Source organism: Saccharomonospora sp. NB11, assembly GCF_015910535.1.
Taxonomy (GTDB): domain Bacteria; phylum Actinomycetota; class Actinomycetes; order Mycobacteriales; family Pseudonocardiaceae; genus Saccharomonospora.
On the sequence record NZ_JACBJG010000009.1, the window covers coordinates 78070 to 99845 of the forward strand.

General features: G+C 68.0%; 17 protein-coding genes. 7 read left to right on the forward strand and 10 right to left on the reverse strand.

What is annotated here, in order from left to right; genetic code table 11:
- Window positions 1–13: 13 nt before the first annotated feature.
- From JAV51_RS15055 to JAV51_RS15090, 8 genes are all read right to left on the reverse strand, one after another.
- Window positions 14–1699, reverse strand: a complete 1686-nt coding sequence (locus tag JAV51_RS15055; protein ID WP_197321359.1) for a beta-ketoacyl synthase N-terminal-like domain-containing protein — start codon at window positions 1697–1699, stop codon at window positions 14–16.
- Window positions 1696–4728, reverse strand: a complete 3033-nt coding sequence (locus tag JAV51_RS15060; protein ID WP_197321360.1) for an AMP-binding protein — start codon at window positions 4726–4728, stop codon at window positions 1696–1698. Before JAV51_RS15060 ends, JAV51_RS15055 begins: the two co-directional genes overlap by 4 nt.
- 1 nt (window position 4729) lies before the next feature.
- Window positions 4730–5806 carry a phytanoyl-CoA dioxygenase family protein gene (locus JAV51_RS15065; protein WP_197321361.1) on the reverse strand — a complete coding sequence of 359 codons (1077 nt, stop codon included), beginning with the start codon at window positions 5804–5806 and terminating at the stop codon, window positions 4730–4732.
- Between the two features lie 12 nt (window positions 5807–5818).
- Window positions 5819–10996, reverse strand: a complete 5178-nt coding sequence (locus JAV51_RS15070) for a MupA/Atu3671 family FMN-dependent luciferase-like monooxygenase (RefSeq protein WP_197321362.1) — start codon at window positions 10994–10996, stop codon at window positions 5819–5821.
- Window positions 10997–11396: 400 nt separating this feature from the next.
- Window positions 11397–12635 (reverse strand): polyketide synthase, encoded by a 1239-nt coding sequence (locus JAV51_RS15075; protein ID WP_197321363.1) that lies wholly within the window; start codon window positions 12633–12635, stop codon window positions 11397–11399.
- Window positions 12632–14197, reverse strand: coding sequence for an amino acid adenylation domain-containing protein (locus JAV51_RS15080; protein WP_197321364.1), 1566 nt, complete (start codon window positions 14195–14197; stop codon window positions 12632–12634). The genes JAV51_RS15075 and JAV51_RS15080 overlap by 4 nt, the downstream gene beginning before the upstream one ends.
- 227 nt (window positions 14198–14424) lie before the next feature.
- Window positions 14425–15417 (reverse strand): 2,3,4,5-tetrahydropyridine-2,6-dicarboxylate N-succinyltransferase, encoded by a 993-nt coding sequence (gene dapD / locus JAV51_RS15085; protein WP_197321365.1) that lies wholly within the window; start codon window positions 15415–15417, stop codon window positions 14425–14427.
- A 30-nt stretch (window positions 15418–15447) separates the two neighbouring features.
- Window positions 15448–15873, reverse strand: a complete 426-nt coding sequence (locus JAV51_RS15090; RefSeq protein ID WP_197321366.1) for a hypothetical protein — start codon at window positions 15871–15873, stop codon at window positions 15448–15450.
- A gap of 36 nt (window positions 15874–15909) precedes the next feature.
- On the opposite strand from JAV51_RS15090, the gene dapE reads away from it, so the two are divergent.
- The 3 genes from dapE to JAV51_RS15105 are packed head-to-tail and all read left to right on the forward strand — an operon-like array spanning window position 15910 to window position 18354.
- On the forward strand, window positions 15910–16986 hold the full coding sequence (gene dapE, locus JAV51_RS15095; protein WP_197321367.1) for a succinyl-diaminopimelate desuccinylase: 1077 nt from the start codon (window positions 15910–15912) through the stop codon (window positions 16984–16986).
- A 16-nt stretch (window positions 16987–17002) separates the two neighbouring features.
- Window positions 17003–17785, forward strand: a complete 783-nt coding sequence (locus JAV51_RS15100; protein ID WP_197321368.1) for a TIGR00730 family Rossman fold protein — start codon at window positions 17003–17005, stop codon at window positions 17783–17785.
- Window positions 17767–18354, forward strand: a complete 588-nt coding sequence (locus JAV51_RS15105) for a TIGR00730 family Rossman fold protein (protein WP_197321369.1) — start codon at window positions 17767–17769, stop codon at window positions 18352–18354. The genes JAV51_RS15100 and JAV51_RS15105 overlap by 19 nt, the downstream gene beginning before the upstream one ends.
- Window positions 18355–18365: 11 nt before the next feature.
- On the opposite strand, the gene JAV51_RS15110 is transcribed toward JAV51_RS15105, so the two are convergent.
- On the reverse strand, window positions 18366–19049 hold the full coding sequence (locus JAV51_RS15110; protein WP_197321370.1) for a 1-acyl-sn-glycerol-3-phosphate acyltransferase: 684 nt from the start codon (window positions 19047–19049) through the stop codon (window positions 18366–18368).
- A 108-nt stretch (window positions 19050–19157) separates the two neighbouring features.
- On the opposite strand from JAV51_RS15110, the gene JAV51_RS15115 reads away from it, so the two are divergent.
- From JAV51_RS15115 to JAV51_RS15125, 3 genes are read left to right on the forward strand one after another with little or no spacing between them, the layout of a single operon-like run.
- Window positions 19158–19472 carry a DivIVA domain-containing protein gene (locus JAV51_RS15115; protein ID WP_197321371.1) on the forward strand — a complete coding sequence of 105 codons (315 nt, stop codon included), beginning with the start codon at window positions 19158–19160 and terminating at the stop codon, window positions 19470–19472.
- On the forward strand, window positions 19465–19917 hold the full coding sequence (locus JAV51_RS15120) for an SRPBCC family protein (RefSeq protein ID WP_197321372.1): 453 nt from the start codon (window positions 19465–19467) through the stop codon (window positions 19915–19917). The genes JAV51_RS15115 and JAV51_RS15120 overlap by 8 nt, the downstream gene beginning before the upstream one ends.
- Window positions 19914–20483 carry a DNA-3-methyladenine glycosylase I gene (locus JAV51_RS15125; RefSeq protein WP_197321373.1) on the forward strand — a complete coding sequence of 190 codons (570 nt, stop codon included), beginning with the start codon at window positions 19914–19916 and terminating at the stop codon, window positions 20481–20483. Before JAV51_RS15120 ends, JAV51_RS15125 begins: the two co-directional genes overlap by 4 nt.
- Window positions 20484–20515: 32 nt before the next feature.
- Here the strand turns inward: JAV51_RS15125 and JAV51_RS15130 are convergent, their stop codons facing one another.
- Window positions 20516–21343: an enoyl-CoA hydratase-related protein gene (locus JAV51_RS15130; RefSeq protein WP_307845894.1), complete on the reverse strand. Its 828-nt coding sequence runs from the start codon at window positions 21341–21343 to the stop codon at window positions 20516–20518.
- A gap of 187 nt (window positions 21344–21530) precedes the next feature.
- Between JAV51_RS15130 and JAV51_RS15135 the strand changes: the two genes are divergently transcribed.
- Window positions 21531–21698, forward strand: a complete 168-nt coding sequence (locus tag JAV51_RS15135; RefSeq protein ID WP_197321374.1) for a DUF3117 domain-containing protein — start codon at window positions 21531–21533, stop codon at window positions 21696–21698.
- The last annotated feature ends 78 nt before the right edge of the window (window positions 21699–21776 follow it).

Here is a 21776-nt window from a genome sequence, read left to right on the forward strand (position 1 = left end):
GGTCCCTCGCGGGTCACTCCGCCAAATCCTGTTCGATGAGCTCGATGATCTCAGCCACGGTGTCGGCTGTGAACAGATCCAGCACCTCGAGGCGGACACCCCAGCGAGCCTCGAGAACGTTCGTGACGGCCATCATGTCCATGGAGTCGATGCCGAAGTCGAGTACTCCGACCTCCAACAACTGCTGGTCGCTGAGGTGGGCGAAGTCCCCGCGCTCCCGCAGCAACCCGATCAGTACACCGGTGATCTCCTCGCGGGTAGGCCGTCTCTCCGGGCCGTCTCCGTCGTGGGCGGTGCTCTCGTCCTCATACGCGGCGCGGTTGGGACTCGTCGCGGGGGTGACGTCTCCCGCGACGACCGACCCACGCTCCGGGGGCGCCGTCGCCCAGAGCTCGGGATCGCGTTCGCCCGATACCACCAGGTGCACGCTGGTGCCGCTCGCGCCGAAGCCGCTGATGCCGATCATGGAGGTGCCCTGAGGCAGTGGGGTGGGAGTGGCGGAAGGCTGAGCGATCCAGTCGCGTGCATCGGTGCTCAGCTCGGAGAAGTTCGCTGTGGGCGGGAGCCAGCCCCTTTTCAACCCGAGGAGGACGTTGACCAGCGAAGCGACTCCCGCGGCGGTGTCGAGGTGTCCCAACGTGGGTTTCACCGAGCCGACCGGCAGGTGCGTGTCGCGTTCGCCGAACACCTCGTGGAGCGCGGCCAGTTCGACGAGGTCTCCGACCGTCGTGCCGGTGCCGTGTCCTTCGACGTACGCGATGTCCTCCGGTCCGACACCCGCATCCGCCATCGCGCGCCGGATGACCCGGACCTGGCCGTCGAACGCCGGCGCGGCGTAGCTCGCTCGCTGTCCGCCGTCGCTCGCGGAGTGGATTCCCTCGATGACACCGTGGATCACGTTGCCGTCGGCGACCGCGTCGGTGTAGCGGCGGAGCACAAACACCCCACCTCCACTACCACCGACGGTGCCGTCGGCTTGCGCGTCGAACGCCCTGCACACCCCGGTGGGGGAAAGGATTCCTCCGCGCTCCCATTGGTATCCCCGACGGTCGGGGAAGTACAGGGCCGCAGCGCCGGCCAGGACGGTGTCGGCCCGGCCACTGCGCAACAGGAGAACCGCGACGTCCACCGCGGCGAGGGCCGTCGAGCAGGCAGTCTGCACGTTCACGCTCGGCCCCGTCAGTCCCAGCCGGTACGACACCCGCCCGATGCAATGGTCACTGCTGTTGCCGATGAGGGTTTCGGGAAACACGAGTTGCCGCTGCAGCGTGATGTTCCGTTGGATTCGCGTCGTGAAGTGCGAGTCGAGCGAGTGACCGGCGTACAGGCCCATGCCGATGCCGCCGACCACGCCGATTTCCTGGCCGCGAACGCGCTCCGGGCTCATCCCGGCGTCGTGGAGCGCCCCGATACAGCAGTCGAGGAACAGCAAGTGCTGCGGGTCCGTGACGGTCAGCTCGTGCGCGGTGACGCCTTGCAGGTGACGCGCTGTTTGCGGAGTCCACTCCGCACGAGCCGACCGAGCGACGTAGCCATCACGGGTGAAGACCGGTTCGGGCACGCCCGCGGCGAGCATCTCGCTGCGGGACACGTCCACGACAGCACTTTTCTGGGACTCGAGGAACGAGTCGATCTCCGCACGGTCCCGCCCGGCGGGCAGACAGACGTCGTAGCCGACGATCGCGATTCGGTCGCTCACCCGCGGCTCCTGTCCTGGTCGACTTCGAGGTGTTCTGCAAGTTGGGCGAGAGTCGGATACCGCATCAGGTCCACCACGCCGATCTTGCGGCCCGTGTGCTCGGTGCAGACGCGGGCGAGATTCGGCAGGTCCACCGAGCTCAGCCCCATGTCGAACCAGGTCCGGTCCAGCCCCAGGACACCGGGGCTCACCAACGGGCGCACTGCGTGGGCCAGCTCCACGGCGGTGCGTGGCCACTCGGCCTCGTCCGGGGCCACGGTGTCCGCACTCGCTGTGGGGGGCGATGACGTAACCGGTGCACTCTCGTGCCGTGGTACGAACGGCATGTGCTCGCCGACGCCGAGGAGGACGGCGCAGGTGGGCTCGGCCAACAGACACGTCGCGAGGTCCACGACACTGACTTCGTCGAGGCCGAGTGCCTTCGCGACCGCCACGTTGTCTTCCCCGATCTGTCGCGCTTCGCGCACGGAGGTGACTGACACGGTCGTGATCGGCACCGAAGCGACCCGCTCCGCGATCAACTCGGCCGCGGCACAAGCCGCTGCGTAGGTCTCGACACCGGTGCCCCCGACATGGGCGTTGATCGACGAGACGATCGTCAGGTGGGCATCCACGGTGTGAGCCAACTCCACGGCGGTGCGAACCCCCTCGGTCTTCGGGCCGATGAGTCGTTCGACCACGTCCTCGGGCGCGGGCATCGGTTCCCCGGCCAGGTGGACGACCTGCGTCTGTTCCGCGTTGTTCCACTCGACCTGCTCGACCAGGTCGCGCGCTGCCGTCGGCGAGTTGAGGTCGACACCGACTCGGTCGATCCCGTCCGCTGCGCTGTCCGTCGCCCGGGCACCGCGTCCGACAAGCGTGACTCGTGCGCCACGCAGCGACAGTTCGGCGCCGAGCGCTTCACCGAGCCGACCAGTGCCGCCGAGGAGTACGACGTGGGCTGCCGGTGGGGAGGTTCGCTCGATGGAGACGACGGTGCGGACCCGACGCCAGAGGTCACCGCGCGGCCCGATGAAGAGGTCCGCGGTCGTGTCCGGGGCCGAAGCGGAGTCGAGGATGTCCGCAAGCTCCTGTTGGTCCACGAGTGGGTGAACCCAGATCGTGCGGACGGACCGGGCTCCCGCGCTGTGCGCGTGGGCGCGGAGGAAGGCTGCGACGGGGTGTGACCAGGGTAGGCGCGCGGCCTGGCTTTCGAATGTCTCGACGACGACACAGACGTCGTGACCGCGCCACTGCGCGGGATCGATCACCTGGCGCCAATGCTCAAGCAGGTCGTGCAGCTGCTGGGGACGGTAGTCGGAGGCAGCCGAGTGTTTCAGCCCCGGCCCGCGCAGGATGACAGGCCGGGTGTGGTGCTGCCGTTCGCTCGCCGCTGTCGGCGTGGGAGTCCAGGACAACTCCCAGAGCAGCGGCGGGTCGGGGTCGAGGAACCTCTTCACCAGCGTCGCTTTGCGAACCTTGCCGATGCTGGTCCGCTCGATCGCGGTGGCGGGAATGTCGACCACGTGTGCGACCGGCATCCCGAGGATCTTCTCGACACGCCGCCGTACGTCGGCGCACACTTCAGCCGGGTCTTTGTCGACAGTGCAGAACACGGCGATCTCGTCGCGTTCTCCGCCGCGGGGTCGGTAGGACGCGACCACGGCCGTACCCGGTACGACGCCGCCGACCTGATCGACTTCGCTCTCCAGGTCGGCGGAGTTCCAGGTGACGCCGTTGGCGACGATTCTGGTGCCGTCCCGACCGACGATGTGCACGCCGTCGGCATCGATCCGGGCGAGGTCACCGGTTCGGAACCAGCCGTCGGCACTCTTGGTGAGGTCCCCGCCGACCAAGTAGTTCTCCAGGACCATCGGCCCGCGGACCTCCAGGTGGCCCACACCGTCCTCCTCGACGTCACCCGCGGCCACGATCCGGACTTCCGCCCCGGGGAGCGGGAAACCCACGGAGACCGTGGGGGCCGTGTCGGCGGTCGGGTCGTAGTGCGGGGAGTACAGGACCCCGGAGCAGGTCTCCGCCATTCCCCAGGCAGGCGCCAGCGTGCGAGCGGGCATGCCCAGCCTGCCGAGAGACTGTTCGAACCAGGCGCAGTCCTTGGCCGACACGGCCTCGCCCCCGTTCAAGCAGAACCGGATGCTGGTGAGGTCGATCCGACCGTCGAGTGGTATCTCCTCCGCGACGCCCGCCAACAATCGGTACGCGAAGTTGGGCGACCACAACGCACTCACACGATGTCGGGTCACGATCCGGAACCACTCGTGCGGGTCGGTGAGGATGCGTTCCGGCGAGGCCGAGATGTGCTCCGCTGCGATGACGGCGTCGCGCACGTGGGTCATCAGCATGCCACCGACGTGGGAGAGCGGTAGCCAGTTGAAGCCGACCGTAGTGGAGTCGAGTTCGTTCACGGTCACCGCGCCCAGTGCCATGTCGATGATGCCTCGGTGACGCTGGGGCACCACCTTCGGCGTGCCCGTGCTGCCCGAGGTCATGAAGTGGACCCGTGAGTCCGAACTGTCATCGGCTCGGTCAGGTCCGGCCTCGCCCGGGTCCAGAGCGAGCGGGACGCAACGAACCTCCCCCGGTGCTTCGGACATGATCGGGAATCGTGCTTCGTCGGCATGGACGAGCGCGCGAACCGGTGCGTGCCGGACCAGCGTGGCCAGCCATTCGCGGTCGCTCCCGCGGTCGTCGAGAAGTTCAGCCGGAACCAGCAGTGGTTCGATCCCCGCCACGATGCTGCTCCAGAAGAGGGCGAGAATCTGTGACGGCTCTGTCGCGGCAACGATCGCGATGGCGCCGCGGTCGATGCCGCTCTCACGGATGACCTGGGCGATGCGCCGTACGCGGTCGCGGAACGCTTTCCAGGTTTCCCGCCGTTCCGATCCGTCGGAGTCGATGGTGATGACGTCGGCCGTGCCTGCTGCTGCCCGGTCGAGCACACCGGACAGGCTCGTCGGGGTCGTGGGGGTGCGAAGTTCGGAGATCGGCCGGCCCGAGAGACTGGAGAGGACGCGGTCTTCTGCCTGCATGTTATCGGCTCACCACCGGCCGACCGTCACGCAGAATCTCGAACTGTGTGCGCGGGTTGTTCGCAGGGCTGACGACTTGTTCGCCCCAGGGGTCGATCGCGATTCGGTTCATCCCGTCCGGCGCGTACTCGACGACGAGAGCCTTGCGTGTCCAACTCTTGCTGTTGCCGCCGGTCATGTGGGGGAGCAGACCGGCGAACACCACGATGGACCCGGCCTTGACCGGAAGCGGGATCATGCCGCTCGGATCGGACTCGAAGACCCAGTTGCCGGACTCACCCTTCTCGTGCACCAGCGGACCCACCCGGTGCGCGCCGGGCAAAACCCACATGCACCCGGAATCCTCGGCTGCGTCGGTGAGTGCGATCCAGGCGGTCACGATCTGGCCGGGCTGGTCGACGAAGGTGTAACCGGTGTCCTGGTGCCAGGGGAAGACCAGCTCGGAATGGGGGCTCTTGTAGACCGACTGATCCCAGTAGAGGCGCACGTTCGGTCCGATGAGGTCGTACATCATGTGTTGCAGGAGCGGCAACGAGATGAGTTCACGCAGCCGGGCCGAGTGGCGGGCGAGCTGGACGTTGAACGTCACTTTGCCTGCCTGGGTGATGGTGTTCTTGCCGCTCGCGAGCTTCGCGGACTCCACACGCGCCTCTTCGAAGTGATCGAGGTCGGCCACGACCTCTCGGAGAAAGGCTTGGCTGAGCACGTCCTCCACGACCACGTAGCCGTCTCGGTCATAGGCTTCCGCCTCCGCGTCGCTCAGGACGCGCTTGCCCTTGCCGACCGGGCGCCACACGAAGTTCTCGTTGAGCGGGTGCCGGCGAAACGACGGCCAGAGCGCGGACCCGATTCCGAACCGTTCCTGACAGAACAGGGCCCAGTCAGCGCGGGAGTCTTCGACGATCGCACCCCGGCCGGTGGGGGTGAACACAGCGAGGTTCGAATCCACCGTCGCCTGTGCGTTGTCGGGAATGATCCCGTTCTCGAACCCGAATCCGGCCGCTACTCGCGGCTCCGGCTCCACCCACGAGGCGAACTGGCGGAGCTCGCCGAACGTCGTCCTGATTTCCCGAGCCATCTTGTTGCCTCCTCAAATCAGCGAACGCACGGCGTCGCTCAGTTGACTGACCGTCGGGTTGTCGAAAATCAGCGCCACTTCGAGGTCGGTCTGCAGTTCGTGGTTCAAGATCGCGATCATGCGAATCGCGTCGATCGAGTCTCCACCCAGATCGAAGAAGTCGTCCTCGTCCCGATAGTGCGCGGACCCGTCGAGTACCTGCTGCCAGATGCCTCGCACAAGTTCCGGAAGGTGGTCCTTAACGCTCACGGCGGTGGTGCCATCGCCGTCGGGAATCGCATACTCGTCGACCAGCGCGTGGAGCGCGGCGACGATCTCGGCACGTTGCTCGGCTCGCATCGCGCCGAGCACGTGTGTCAGGGCACCCTTGAGTGCCGTGGTCGACGAGGCATCGAGCGCGAGCGTCTCGGTCGGACTGACGACCGCCCAGCGGTTCAAGGCGAAGGCGGTTCCGCCATCAGCGAGTGAGCGACCCGTACGGCTGATGACCAGTCGGTTCGGCCCTCCCGCCTCCCCGACTCGGTCGGCGAGACCGACCATACCGGTCGCCAGCAGCGCGACGGTCGCATCGAATGCGGTATCGACGTCGATCACCACGGCCGAGGAGTCGAGCGTCTTCGGCTCTTCCTCCGCGAGAATCCGTGCCGACGCCCGAGCCTTCGACGCGATCAGGTCGAGCGGGCAGGAACGCCCGTCGAGCGACACCTGTGGGGCGCCGCGGTCGTCGACCGGCAGTGCGAGACCGCGGACGAGCCGAGCGAGCATGTCGGGCGCGACCCGGTTCCTGCTTTCGTCGCCGCCAGGTGCGGTGTCGGCGTCCGACGGTGCGAACCGCCTCGCGAGCTCACCGGTCAGTCGAGCAAAAAGCCGTTCGCCCTCGTCGCGGGCGAGGAATCCGTGTGCGGCGTCGAGGGACAACTCCACGGCACCGCCTGAGCGTTGTGTGAAGGTCACGGTGAGGGGGAAGCGCACCACATCGGTGGGCATGGACACTTCCTCGACCCGATGTCCGCTCAGCTCGAACGATTCGAGGTTGTCCCACGAGACCGTTACCGTCGGGGTCTGCACTCGCCGGGTGACGTTGTTGAACACCTGCCGGAACGTGAGCGAGCTGTGCTCGACTCCCGCCATGATCGAGCCCTTGACCGAGGTGTGGGAGGCACCGTCGGTCGTCGAGCCTCTCCAGAAAGGCACCAGGACGGCGCAGCTGCCGTACTCCGCCAACGAGGGCTGGACGGGGAACGCGTACAGGTGGTGACGTCCGAGCGTGTCGTCGACGATTTCGGCTGTCGCGCGGAGTGCTTCGACGAAGGACGTCGACCGCTCGGCCCGTGCATAGTTGGCGAGGTTCTCCCGCAGACCGGCGGGGAGCGGAGCCGACAGACGGTATCCGCGCCGGTCCAGAGTGCGTACGTCGAACCCGGTGTCGAAGACCTCGTCCGGCAGGGAGGCGACCCAGCTGTCCCAGTACGCGCGGTCCCGGTCCCTGGTTTTCCGGTCCAGCTGGGCCGACGCCGGGATCTGCTGCACGTCGACGGGCTTTCCCTCGTAGCGCCGCGCGACGGACTCCAGCAGCTCGGAGAACCGCATGCCGTCCAGGACGATGTGCGAGGCACGAAGGTTGACGAGAAGTCCGTCGGCGGTGCGCTGGCACGTCATCCGGACGCCGCAGCGGTGCGCGGGGTCGAGTGGGAGATCGAGGGACCCCTTCTTGACCTCGGACTCGAACGCCACCGCCGACTCGGCGATGCCGTCGAGCAGGTGCCAACTGCTTCGGTGTTCCTCTCCGAAGGGTTCCGCCCACCCCTTGGAGCCATCAGGAGTGACGCGGAGGCGATAGGCGGGTTGAGCCTCAAGGGTGTCCAAGTAGGCCTGCCGCAATCGATCGAGATCGACCTCGGGGGACAGGGAGAACGTGCGCGCGATGACGTACGCCTCGCGTGTCTCCGCACTGATCTGGCACGCGGCCCAGATTTCGCGGGCGGCTCGGCTGAGCGTGACAGGCGACGACAGTTCCCGCCTCGCGGACTCATCCGCGCGGACGGGCGCGACGTTGTTGCCGTGTTCGGCACCGGGCTTCGTCGCGGTGGGATCGGTGTCCGGCGCGGTGATCGGTGAAGGGGATGAGATACCGGCCTGCTCCACCGAGGACGGGCTCGGGGAATCGGCCAGCCGGGTGTGGAGCCTCCCGAGTGCCCGGACCGTCTCGCTCCAGGCCTGATCGTGAGGCAGGAAATCGACGAGGCAGGCGATCTCCGTCACGCCGAGCCGGGCGAGTGTGGTTGCCAGGGTCGGCCACTCCGTTTCGGGGCCGACAAGCGAGAGTCCGTTCCGCAGGCGTTCCGCGGCCGCCCTCATCCTCGGCTTCCAAGAGTCCGCGGAGACCGTCTCGGGGTTGTCGTGGGTAGCTCGGAATGTGGCGAACATGTAGCGCTCGAGCGCGTCCATGTTCCGTTCCTCCGAGGCACTGTCGGTGGACACAGCGGCGTGGAGCAGCACCGTGACATCTCCGCCGTCCTGCGGGAACCCGCCGTCGCGGCGCCCCTCCCGGTATCGCTGGAGATTGGCGCTGAGCTGCTCGATGTCCTGCTGGATCAGGTTGGTGAGCACTCCGCGGCCGTCCCGGCCCGCCTCGTAGAACGAGTTCGGCGAACCGACACACGCCTGCCAAAGGCGGAGATCGCTCAGCGGGCGGGGATGCAGTCGTACTTCCGCGCGTTCACCGGAATGCCCCTCGACCTCCAGGGCTTCGCCACGCCAGAGGCGTTCCAACTCCGCCACTCGTTTCCGGAAGAGTGCCCTCCGTTCGGAATGCGGTGCGTCGGAGAGCACGAAGTCACGTCTCATCCAGCCCGACGCCACACCGAGTCCGACTCGGCCGCCGGAGGCGACGTCGACCATGGCCCAGTCCTCCGCCACGGAGATCGCGGAGTGCAACGGCAGCACGCTGCTGCCTGCCCTGATGCCGAGGCGTGAGGTGCGTGCCGCGACCATCGCACCGAGGACGGCCGGGTTCGGCGAGAACCCGGCGAAGTCGTCGAAGTGCCGCTCCGGGAGCCACACGTTCGCCAGCCCCTCGGCCTCGGCGTGTTCAACCAGGTCGAGAAGCCGCGAGTAGATGTCGTTCTCGCCGTTCGCGGCGAAACCGAACAGTGCCAAGCTGACGGTCGGAGATCGGTGGTCGACGGGTTGGTCCGTCGTCTTGTCCTCGTCGGAGAGCCGCTTCGTCGCGTTGGTCACCGCGTCGAGCACGGCACGGCGGACGTCCGGCGTGTGGGCGGGGGAGAGGAAGCAGTTCCCGGTCTCCGGAACGAGCACGCCTTCGGCGATCATCGCGCGGCGGAACTCGTGGAACGCTTTCCCGCCATAGGCGAAACTGGTAGAGCCTGCGGGGACGAACCGGAAGAACGACCCGACCCCGATCACCCGTACGTCGACGCCGGAGTCTGTCAGGATCCGCGCGATCGCGGCACGGAGGTCGTCACCTGTGGTGTTGAGCTCGGTGAGCACGGTGTCTCCGTCCCGGGCCAACCGGCCGAGAACAGCGCGTGCCGCAGCGATCGAGAGCGGATGCTTGGCGTAGGTCCCGCCTGTGAACGAGACGCGGTCGGGGTCCGCACGTAGTTCCTCGGTCCACGGGCCTCCGTCGATCAGGTCCATGATCTCGGCGCGCCCGGCCACTGCGGCGAGAGGCAGGCCGGCTGCGAGTGTCTTGCCGTAGGTGGCGAGGTCTGCACGGACGCCGTAGATCTGCTGGAAACCGCCGGTGTGGAAGCGGAACCCGGTCAGGACCTCGTCGAACACGAGCAGGGCACCCGCCTGCTCGGTCAGGTCACGGGCCAGTCGCACCAGCGAGCCGAGGTCGAGGTCGGGAGACTGGTTCAACCTGGGTTCCATCACCACGGCGGCGACTTCCTCGCCCCGTGCGGCCATGAAGTCGCTGAGGTGCTGTTCGCTGACCGGCAGGATGCGCACGTCGTCCGCCGCGGCTGTGGAGACACCGGGGAAGGAGGGAGCCGCCAGGTGCTCACGTCGTTTGCCCGGCCGCGGGTTGAAGAGCGTGGAGTCAGAGTGGCCGTGGTAGGCGGTCTGTAACAGGACGACGAGTGAACGCCCGGTGTAGGCGCGAGCGAGACGCATGGCGGTGAACACCGCCTCGGTTCCGGTGACGCAGAAGTTCACCCGGTCCATGCCCGTGAGCTCACACAGCAGGCGTGCCACGTCCGCCGTCTGCTCGATCTCCGCGCCGATGTGGAGGCCACGGTCGAGCTGCTCCTGGACGGCCTCGCAGACGAAGTCGGGGTTGTGGCCGAAGAGATGAGCTCCGTAGCCCATCGTGAGGTCGATGAGCTTGCGGTCGTCGACGTCCCAGACATGAGCCCCGCTCGAACGGGTCACCCAGATCGGATAGGACGCCGCTCGTTCGTCGTGCTCGCGTTGCGCGATCTTCCGGTTGTTGCACAGCCTGGCCTGACTCCGTTCGCTGAGGGTTCGGGAGCCGGAGGTGGCGGCGGCATAGGTCGTGGTCCGGGTTCGCCGAGGCGCGGGCCGAGCTGGCGGTGGCGTCGCCGAAGCGGTCGTCTCATCCAGTGCCGGCGCGTGCGCCGTCCGCACCTTCGTGCTCGGCGGTGTGCTGTTCGTTTCGGGTGGGGCTGGTGGGGTGGTGTGGTGTTGTTGGTTTTCGGTGGTCCAGCGTGCGATGGCTCGGACTGTGACGATGTCTTCGAGTAGTTGTTGGACGGAGATGTCGACGTTGAATTGTTGTTGTATTTCTCGTGAGAGTTCGACGAGGACGAGTGAGTCGGCGCCGAGGTCGAGTAGGGGAACTGAGCGGTTTATTGTTCCCGGGTCCAGTTCCAGTAGCTGCTCCGCGATGTCGGCGACGGTGTCCTCGACGGTGGGGTTGTGCGTCGGCGGTGTGCTGTTGGTTTCGGGTGGGGCTGGTGGGGTGGTGTGGTGTTGTTGGTTTTCGGTGGTCCAGCGTGCGATGGCTCGGACTGTGACGATGTCTTCGAGTAGTTGTTGGACGGAGATGTCGACGTTGAATTGTTGTTGTATTTCTCGTGAGAGTTCGACGAGGACGAGTGAGTCGGCGCCGAGGTCGAGTAGGGGAACTGAGCGGTTTATTGTTCCCGGGTCCAGTTCCAGTAGCTGCTCCGCGATGCCAGCCACCACATCCTCGACCTGCAAGACAAACCCCTCCAGTCGCCAACGCTCACTGCGTGCACTGCCGAGGCCGTGGTATACGGCAGGCGACGCTCCGCTGCTTCGATGTGCTCGATTCGTCGATCACGGTGAATCGGATTCATCGTAGCAGTGAGATCGACTTGAGGGAATGGACTGAAGGTGTTGTTCGGAAAGGTTGATAGGTGGTATTCGAGAACCCGCTTGGGGGCCAGGTTGGGTCGATCTATCCGTATATCAAAGATTCTTTCTTCGAGAAGGGTAAGATTAACTCGTTCGGGCCTAGACGACACCTCTGTCGAGGTGGCATACCACCTTTTCTTCGGTGTTGCTCCCGTGTCGGATTGGATGGGTCTCTCGGGTTTTCCGGGGTGTAATCGACATGTTGGCGATGCTGTGCCGTGCATCACGTCGAGGGTTGGGAAACAATGGCGTGGGCGTTGGTCCCCGAGAGTCCGAAGGCACTGACTCCCACTCTGGAGAGCGAGTCGGGAGAGGTGAAGTCCCCGATCGTCGGTCGGATGTTGTGCTCAGACCACGGGATCGTCTCGCTGGGCTGTCCCGATCCTTTGGTGCCAGGAGGCTGTCGGCGTTGTAGAGTCTCGGTGGCGATGACCAGCGAGAGCAGACCGGAGGCTGCCTCGAGGTGGCCGAAACGAGGCTTGTTCGACCCGACGAGGAGAGGGGCTGGGCGCTCGGCCGTCCGGTAGGCCGCCGCCAACGCGGTGATCTCGATGGGGTCTCCGAGTGCCGTGCCCGTTCCGTGCGCTTCGACGTAGTCGATGTCGGCACCGGTCAGTCCGCTCATGCGTAACGCGCGTTCGATGACAGCGCGCTGTGCGTCGACGTTGGGGACGGTCAGCCCGGCAGTGCGGCCGTCGTGGTTGACGGCGCAGTGCACCTGCCCGAGCGAACGTAGTCCGAAACTGTCGGGCGCAAGAACCACAGCCACGATGCCTTCGCCGATGGTGAAGCCGTCGGCCCGTGCGTCGAACGCACGGCAATGACCGGTAGGGGACAGTGCGCCGGTGGCCTTCCGGGCCATCATGCCGTAGTCACTGCGGACGAGGTGGCTCCCGACGACGATCGAGAGATCGGCTTCGCCGGTTCTGAGCGCGGTGATCCCGTGCTGGAGGGCGACCAACCCGGAGGAGCAGGTCGTGTCGACCTGCCAACTGGGGCCACGCAGGTCGAAGGTGTAAGAGACCCGCCCGGCAGCCGCCCCCCGACTGTTGCCGATGCCGAGGTAGGACCGGTTGCTGTCGGCGATCTGATCGGGGTCGATGGTGTGCACGAAGTCGGATTCGCCCATCCCGACGAAAACTCCGGTCGCGCTGCCTGCGAGTCTCTTCGGGTCGATCCCGGCGTCCTGTAGTGCGCGCTCGACGCAGTCGAGGATCAGCAGATGCTGTGGGTCCATGACCCTGGCCTGGCGTGGGGAGACACGGAACCGGATGAAGCCGACCTCGAGCTCGGCGTCATCGAACACCGTGGCTCGCTCGTCGGGGAACGGGGTGTCGAAGTGAACCGCACCGAGGTCCTTGCGGCTTCGCACATTCCCGGGCAGGAACAGCGATGCTCCGACGACGTGCACGTTCATGCTCTCCCTCTCCGGATCGAGTGCTGCCACGTCGGCTGCGCTCACCGTTGCTCGTGGGCCGTGTCCTGTCCGCAATGACGGCCCGTGGATGTCGTCGGGCCCGACCTGTTCGAGTGCGCGAGCTTGTTCCTGTCGAGCTTGCCGCTGATCGTCAGTGGGACGTCGTCGAGCACGGTGAAACCGCGCGGGATCGCGGCGAGTGGCAGCGTCTCCCTGAGGAAGGCACGCAAGGACTTCGCAGTCGGTGGTTCGCCGGCGTCCGCGGGAACGAGGTATGCGCGGAGCCCGGTGTCGGTGTCGAAACTCACGACCGCGTCGCGCACCCCCGGTGATCGCCGCAACGCGGCTTCCACCTCACCGAGTTCGATCCGCTGTCCGTGGATCTTGACCTGGCGGTCGGCGCGTCCGAGAAACTCGATGTCGCCGCTGGGGAGTTTTCTGACCGTGTCACCGGTCCGGAAGGCGAGTGGTGAGGTGCTGCGGTCCGGCGACCGGTGCCAGACGGGTACCGGTACGAATCGCATTCGGGTCGCATCGTGAGCGCCGATGTAGCCGAGCGCCACGCACTCGCCCCACACGAGCAGCTCGCCGGGCTCTCCCGGCGGCACGGAGCGAAGATCCTCGTCGACGACCTCGACCGACACTCCGGCCAGCGGTTGCCCGAGTGGCACGGAGTTCGTCGAGCGGTGTTCCTTTCGACGTGGGTCGACGGAATAGGTCAGGACCCCGATTGTGGTTTCGCTCGGGCCGTAGTGGTTCAAAACCTTGCAGGTGCCTATGGCCGTCACCTGGTCCACGAGCTCCCAGCTCAAGGGTTCGCCACCGAAGATCATGAGCTTGCGGGGAAGGACGTCGCGGGCGCCGAGGCCTAGATGCACCGAGATGTGGGACGGCGTGGACTTGAGCACGTCGATCGAGTGCGTGGCCATGTAGCGCCCGAACGTGACCGGGTCTCTCATGGTGGCCTTGTCCACGAGGTGGACGGTGTCCCCGGACACGAGTGCGGGGAACAGTGCGGTATGCCCGAGATCGGTGGCGAAGCTGGTCACGCTGGCGCATTCCAGCGGAGTGTTCGTGGGCCTGAGCTGCTCCAGCAGCAGTGCGATCTGCTTCGTGTAGTTGTCAAGCGCTCGATGGGGCACCGCCACAGGCTTGGGTGAGCCCGTGGTGCCCGAGGTGAACACGATGTACGCGGCGTCGTTCGGGCCTGGCGTGGCCATCGCAGGCTCAGACCCGTCGACGTCACCAGGCGACATCGTCGGCACGCCCTCGATCTCCTCCGCCTCCGACTCGGTCACGAGCCGGGCGGCGAGGGACGCGCGAATCTGTGCCCGCTGCCGTGCAGGCGGCTCGTCGAGGTCCACGACCGCGAACGGCGAGCCCAACCACAGGGAGGCAAGCGCGGTCACGATCTGGCGGGTCCCCCGAGGGAGTGCGATCGCCGTCACGTCGCCTTCGAGAATTCCGTGGCGCTGCATCTCGCACGCGACAGCCGAGACCTGCCGGATCAGTGCGGCGTAGGTCAGCGTTTCCTCACCGGTGATCAACGCGGGGCGCTCGGGACACCGCCTCGCGTTCTCCACCAGTTTCCGCATGATCCAGGCCATCGCGTCGAACTTACCGTGTGGTAGCACGCCATGAAGGGGGCCAGATTTCCGCTCGTGTACCGGTGAGAAGGCGGGCGGACGACGTCGGAACCGGCGTCGACGGAGTGCATCTTCCGCCCCGAAGCAGCGCGGTCACCCCGGACCGCACCGCGGTCTCCGACACCACGAAACGACGCGAGACCGGACCGAAGTCCCCGGCCCGGTCTCGGTCGTTGCTCGCCTGGCCGTCAGTCGTTGGCGTGCAGGGCGGCGTTGAGTTCCACGCCCGCCCCGGTGCGTTCCACAGCCTCCACCTGACCGGTGGCGGAGTTGCGGCGGAACAGGGCGCCGGAGATGCCCGACAGCTCGCGGGCCTTCACCGTGCGGCCCTGGAACGTCACCTTCGTGCCCGCGGTGACGTAGAGACCGGCCTCGACCACGGAGTCGTCGCCGAGCGAGATGCCCACGCCGCCGTTGGCACCGATGAGGCAGCGCTCACCCAGCGAGATGACCTCCTTGCCGCCGCCCGACAGCGTTCCCATGATGGACGCGCCGCCGCCGACGTCGGTGCCGTCGCCGACCACGACACCGGCCGAGATGCGGCCCTCCACCATGGACGCTCCGAGCGTGCCCGCGTTGAAGTTCACGAAGCCCTCGTGCATCACGGTGGTGCCGCTGGCCAGGTGAGCGCCGAGCCGGACGCGGTCGGCGTCACCGATCCGCACACCGCTGGGGGTCACGTAGTCGACCATGCGGGGGAACTTGTCGATGCTGTACACGGTGACGGGACCGCGGGCGCGCAGGCGCAGGCGCGTGGCCTCGAAGCCTTCCACCGGGCACGGGCCGTGGTTGGTCCACACCACGTTGGCCAGGTGACCGAAGACGCCGTCGAGGTTCTGTCCGTGCGGGCGCACCAGCCGGTGGGACAGCAGGTGCAGGCGCAGGTACACGTCGTGCGCGTCGGCGGGAGCCTCCGCCAGCGAGGCGATGGTGGTTCGCACCGCCACGACCTCCACCCCGCGCGCGTCGTCGGTGCCGAGAAGTTCGGTGGCCTCGGTGCCGAGGAGTTCGGTGGCCTGCTCCGGCGAGAGTCGCTCGGTGCCGCCGGTCGTGGACGCGCTCGCGTCGATGAGCTTCGGCTGCGGGAACCAGGTGTCGAGCACCGTGCCGTCGGTCGTGACGGTCGCCAGGCCGACACCGGTCGCGCCGGTCGTTTCGGGATTCGGGGTAGGTGTGCTCACGCTGGTTACGGTAACCCGCGGCGCCCTCGATCAGCCGGTGACGTCGGGCAGGGTGGAGAGTTCGGTGTGGACGTCCGAGAGCGCCGAGGCCATGTCGGTGAGCGTCGCGGCGCAGACGTCGGCGTCGCCGCCACCAGCGCAGTCGTTGTTGCGGTAGGCGCGCACGGTGGAGTCGAGACGTTCGGCCGCCTCCGCCAGCCTCGGGTGGTCGGCCGCGTACTTGCGGGCGGTGCCCGGCACGTTCGACAACTGGGTGACGAACTTCTCGCACGAGGGCGCGCGCACCTCGGTGGGCGCGCGGTGGCAGTCGTCGGCCTGCAACGCGCGGATCTTCGTCGCGAGTGCGCCGGGACCCGGGTCCGGTGAGCCCTTGGGAGACGGTCCGGCTTCGCGGGAGCAGCCCGTCAGTGCGAGCACTGCGGTGGTGAGGAGAACGACACAGGCACGGGTACGCACGGCCTTACGGTACGCAGGTGGGGTTACGGTGCGGGCATGCCCTCGCTCGATCTGCGTTCCGACCCCGTCGACCTGACCGCCGCTCTCGTCGACATCCCCAGCGTCTCCGGTGACGAGGCGACCATCGCCGACGCGGTGGAGACCGCCCTGCGCGAGCAGGCGCCGCACCTGGAGGTTGCGCGCAACGGCAACACGGTGCTGGCCCGCACGAACCTGGGCCGCTCCGAGCGCATCGTGTTCGCCGGTCACCTCGACACCGTGCCCGTCAACGACAACCTGCCCGGCCGTCGCACCGGATCGGGCGAGGACGAGGTGCTGCACGGGCTCGGCAGCGTCGACATGAAGGGTGGCGACGCGGTGTTCCTGCACCTCGCGGCCACCCTCGCCGAGCCGCGGCACGACGTGACCTACGTGTTCTACGACTGCGAGGAGGTCGAGGCGGGCCGCAACGGTCTCGGCCGCATCGAGCGGGACCAGCCCGAGTGGCTGCGCGGCGACCTCGCCGTGGTGGGTGAACCGTCCAACGCCGTCGTCGAGGCCGGTTGTCAGGGCACGCTGCGGGTGGAGCTGAAGCTCACCGGCGTGCGCGCCCACACGGCGCGGGGCTGGATGGGCGTCAACGCCGTCCACGCCCTGGCCGAGCCGCTGCGGCGACTGGCGGAGTACGAGGCGCGGACCGTGGACATCGACGGCCTCACCTACCGGGAGGGACTGCAGGCGGTGCAGGTCCGCGGCGGTGTGGCGGGCAACGTGGTGCCCGACGAGGCCGTGCTCGCGGTCAACCACCGCTTCGCGCCCGACCGCACGCCCGAACAGGCGGAGCAGCACGTGCGGGAGGTGTTCGACGGCTACGAGCTCACGGTGGTCGACCGCTCGCCCGGTGCGCTGCCCGGACTGTCGACTCCGGCGACCGCCGAGCTGGTGCGGGCCGCCGGAGGCCAGGTCGCGGCCAAGCTCGGGTGGACCGACGTCGCTCGGTTCGCCGCGCTCGGCATGCCCGCCGTCAACTTCGGGCCCGGCGACCCCACTCTCGCCCACACGCAGCAGGAACACGTCCGGACCGCCGACATCCGCAGGGTCACCGAGGTTCTCCGTACGTTGCTGGGCGGATGACTCTACGCTGATCGCTGTGACCGAGGTGACGCGCAACATCACGAACGACGACGACGGCCCGTCCGAGCACCGACGGGGCCCCGTCGTGCTCCGCCGGGGCAGGAAGTCCGACGACTCGACCACCGACCAGCGGCTGCTGGATTCCCGTGGGCCGAGCGACTGGGTGCACACGGACCCGTGGCGGGTGCTGCGGATCCAGGCCGAGTTCGTCGAGGGGTTCGGTGCGCTGGCCGAGGTGCCGCGTGCGGTCACGGTGTTCGGTTCGGCCCGCACGCCCCGCGATCACCCCGAGTACCAGGTCGGCAGGCAGATCGGTGCCGCGCTGGCCAACGCGGGCTTCGCCGCCATCACCGGTGGCGGCCCCGGCGCGATGGAAGCCGTCAACCGTGGGGCCTCCGAGGCGGGTGGCCTGTCGATCGGGCTCGGCATCGAGCTGCCGTTCGAGCAGGGCCTCAACCCGTGGGTCGACCTCGGGGTGAACTTCCGGTACTTCTTCGCGCGCAAGACGATGTTCGTCAAGTACTCGCAGGCGTTCATCTGTCTGCCGGGCGGGTTCGGCACGCTCGACGAGCTGTTCGAGGCGCTCACGCTGGTGCAGACCAAGAAGGTCACCAAGTTCCCCGTGGTGCTGTTCGGCTCGTCGTACTGGGGCGGCCTGTACGACTGGGTGCGCAACACAGTCCTCGCCGAGGGCAAGATCAACGAACGGGACATGGCGTTGCTGCACGTCACCGACGACATCGACGACGCCGTCGGCGTGGTGCAGGAGGCCTACAAGGCATGGGAGGACACGCACTAGTGCAGCGCATCTGCGTCTTCTGCGGCTCGTCGTCGGGGAAGGACCCGCGCTACGCGGCCGCGGCCGCCGAGGTCGGCACGCTGCTCGCCGAGCGAGGCATCGGTGTCGTCTACGGCGGTGGCCAGGTGGGCCTGATGGGTGTCGTCGCCGACGCCGCGTTGCAGGCGGGCGGCGAGGTCGTCGGGGTCATCCCGAAGCACCTCATGCGGGCCGAGATCGCCCACCACGGCCTCACGAAGCTGCACGTCGTGGCCGACATGCACGAGCGCAAAGCCACGATGGCTCGGCTCTCCGACGCCTTCGTGGCCCTGCCCGGCGGCGCGGGCACGATGGAGGAGTTGTTCGAGGTGTGGACGTGGGCGCAGCTCGGTCTGCACGCCAAACCCCTCGGCCTGCTGGACGTCCTCGGCTACTACTCGAAGATGGCGGAGTTCCTCGACCACATGGTGGTCGAAGGCTTCCTGGGGGAGTCGAGCCGGGATCTCATCACGGTCTCCGACGACCCGGAGAAGCTGCTCGACGCGTTCGCCCGCCACACCTACACGCCCGTCGACAAGTGGGCGGGCTGACGGCGACAGCGTCAGGCGGCGTCGGCCTGATTCTCGGAGGGGCGCCGGTGGTAGCGGTCCACGTACTCCAACCCGGACAGCTCCATGATCGAGTACATGATCTCGTCGGTCACCGCGCGTCGGATCGCCGGTGAGGAGCCCAGCCCCTCGTAGCGGGAGAAGTCGAGCGGTTCCCCGAAGCGCACCGTCACCTTGGCGAACCGGGGGACCTTCTTGCCCACCGGCAACAGCCGTTCGGTGCCGCTGAGCGCCACGGGGACCACCGTGGCGCCGGTCTCCAACGCGAGGCTGCCGACCCCGGTGTGACCGCGGTGCAGGCGTCCGTCCAGCGACCGGGTGCCCTCGGGGTAGATCGCGAACGTCTCCCCGGCCTCCAGCACCTCGCGAGCAGCGCCGAGGGCGGCGAGCCCGGCCATCGCGTTGCCGCGCTCCACCGGCACGTACCCGAGCGCGGTGAGGAACGCGGCCAGCGCGCGGCCCTTCAGCCCGCGGCCGGAGAAGTACTCCGCCTTGCCGAGGAAGCGCACCGGGCGGGGGGACACCAGGGCGAGGACCGCCGTGTCGATCGCCGACCTGTGGTTGGGAGCGAACAGCACCGGACCCGACGTCGGAACGTTCTCCACGCCCTCGACCTGCGGGCGGTAGACGAAACGGGTCAACGGTGCGAGAGCACCACGGATCAGCAGTTGCAACACGGTCCCTCCCGATGGTGATCGTCGTCCAGGATGGCACGCCGGTCGGCGTCGCCGGAGGGGTGGCTGCCGAAGCACACGGCTGCCGCGCGCGTGTGTCACGATCGTGGTGTGACCACCGCCCTGATCTACCTCCTCGTGATGCTGCTGGTGGCGGCCGTGGTGTTCCTGCTGGCCTCGCTGGTCTTCGGCAGGGGCGAGGAACTGGCTCCGCTCGAACCCGGGAGCTCACCCACCCGGCTGCCCGCCGACGACCTCACGGGCGCTGACGTCGCCGACGTCAAGTTCCAGGTCGTCGTGCGCGGCTACAAGATGTCGGAGGTCGACTGGGTGATGTCGCGACTCGGCACGGAGATCGACCTGCTGCGTGCCCGCGTCGCCGAGCTGGAGCGTGACCGCGTCGGCGGTGAGGCACGTCGTGAGTGACCTCGCCGTGTCGGTGGAGGTGGCCGCGCCCGCGGGCACGACGTGGCTCGCGCTGACCGACTGGGAACGGCAGCGCGAGTGGATTCCCGGCACCACCGTGCGGGTCGTGTCGGGCAACGGGCGCAGCGTCGGCTCGCGGATCGAGGCGTTCACCGGGGTGGGTGGACTCGGTGTCACGGACACGATGGAGATCACCAACTGGGAACCGCCCGTGCGCTGCACGGTGCGGCACCTCGGCAAGGTGGTGCGCGGCACCGGGACGTTCCACGTGCAGGCCAAGGGGGCGACGCGGTGCGTGTTCGTGTGGGCGGAGGAGTTCACGGCGCCGTTCGGCCCGGTGGGCACGATCGGGTGGGTGCTGGTGAAACCGGCGTTCGCGGCGGCGCTGCGCCGGTCGATGAGAACGTTCGCCGAGTTCGCGGAGAACTACGAGGTGGGGGGATGAGCGTGGACCTCGTCGGGGCCGACGGCGTCGCACGCTGCGCGTGGGGCAACACCGCCGTCGACTACGCGGCGTACCACGACCACGAGTGGGGTGTGCCGCTGCGCGGTGACGTGGAGCTGTTCGAGCGGCTGTCGCTGGAGGCCTTCCAGTCGGGGCTGTCGTGGCTGACGATCCTGCGCAAGCGGGAGGCCTTCCGCGCGGCGTTCGCGGGCTTCGACCCCGATCGCGTCGCCGCGTTCTCCGACGCCGACGTCGCGCGGCTGCTCTCCGACGCGGGTATCGTCCGTAACCGGGCAAAGATCCTCGCGACGATCACCAACGCGCGCGCCGTCACGGCGCTCGACCGCCCGCTCGGCGAGCTGCTGTGGTCGTTCGCCCCGGACGGCGACCGCCCACGCCCGGCCACCATGGCGAACGTGCCCGCCACGACGCGGGAGTCGGTGGCGATGGCCAAAGCGTTGAAGAAGCGCGGCTTCGCCTTCGTCGGACCGACCACCTGCTACGCCCTCATGCAGGCGACCGGCATGGTCGACGACCACGTGGTGGGCTGCTTCCGCGCCGCTTGACCTGCGGAGAACAGCCCACCCGGCCCGGTGACCTACTTCCCCGTGAACGTCGGACGGCGCTTCTCCACGAACGCCTCCACCGCCTCCCGGTGGTCGGCGGTGGCTCCCAGCTCGGTCTGCGCGGCCTCCTCGGCGGCCAGCGCCTCGGCCAGGGAACTCTGCGCGGCGTGGGCGACCGTGCTCTTGATCTTCGCGTACGCGCGGGTCGGTCCGGCGGCGAGCCGCGCGGCGACGGCGTGGGCGCGCGCGGCGAGCTCGTCGTCCGGCACCACCTCGCCGACCAGGCCGATCCGCAGGGCCTCGTCACTGTCGACCTTGCGTCCGAGCAGCATCAGCTCGACGGCCCGGCCCGCGCCCACCAGCCGTTGCAGCGTCCACGACGCCCCCGAGTCCGGGCCGAGTCCCACTCCCGCGAACGCCATCGAGAAGCTCGCGGACGTGCTCGCGATCCGCAGGTCGCAGGCGTAGGCCAGGGCGGCTCCCGCGCCCGCGGCCGAGCCGTTGACCGCCGCGATCACGGGCTTCGGCAGCTCCACGAGGGCGGTCACGATCGGGTTGTAGTGCTCTGCCACGGTCGCCAGCGGGTTGTCGATGTCCGAGCGCAGGGTCGCGACGTGCTCCTTCAGGTCCTGTCCCGCGCAGAAGGCCTTGCCTGCCCCGGTGAGCACGACCGCCCGCACGGTGTCGTCCTCCGCGGCCTCACGCAGGGCCGTGAGCAGGCGTTCCTTCAGTTCGACGGTCAGCGAGTTGTACGCCTTGGGTCGGTTGAACGTCAGCGTGCGCACCCCGTCGGTGTCGGTCGTCAGCAGCACCTCGGACGTCTCGCCCGTGGCGGTCTCCGTGCTCTCGTGTGCGGTCACCGTGTCCTCCGTTGTCGTCCTCGATGGGCGAGTCTGACAGGCCTGCGGCGCGCATACCAGCAACGATCCGACGCCGCTAAGATCGGTCCACGTTCGCGGCCGACTCCTCATGAGGGACAATGGTCACGACCCGGTTGCTTTGACGAGCGCGAACCGGGCGCGCTGGTTCAGACGGAGGGAGCACGCTATGGCGGCCATGAAGCCCCGGACCGGAGATGGTCCCCTCGAAGTGACCAAGGAGGGGCGGGGCCTCGTGATGCGCGTACCGCTGGAGGGCGGTGGGCGTCTCGTCGTCGAACTGACGGCTGAGGAGGCCAAGGACCTTGGTACGGCCCTTCAAGAGGCCACGAGCTGAAAGCCTGGGCCACCAGCCGAAGCCTTCTGTCCAGTTGAGCCGGGCGGTGACGGCTCGGCCTGATTCGTAGTGCCTGGA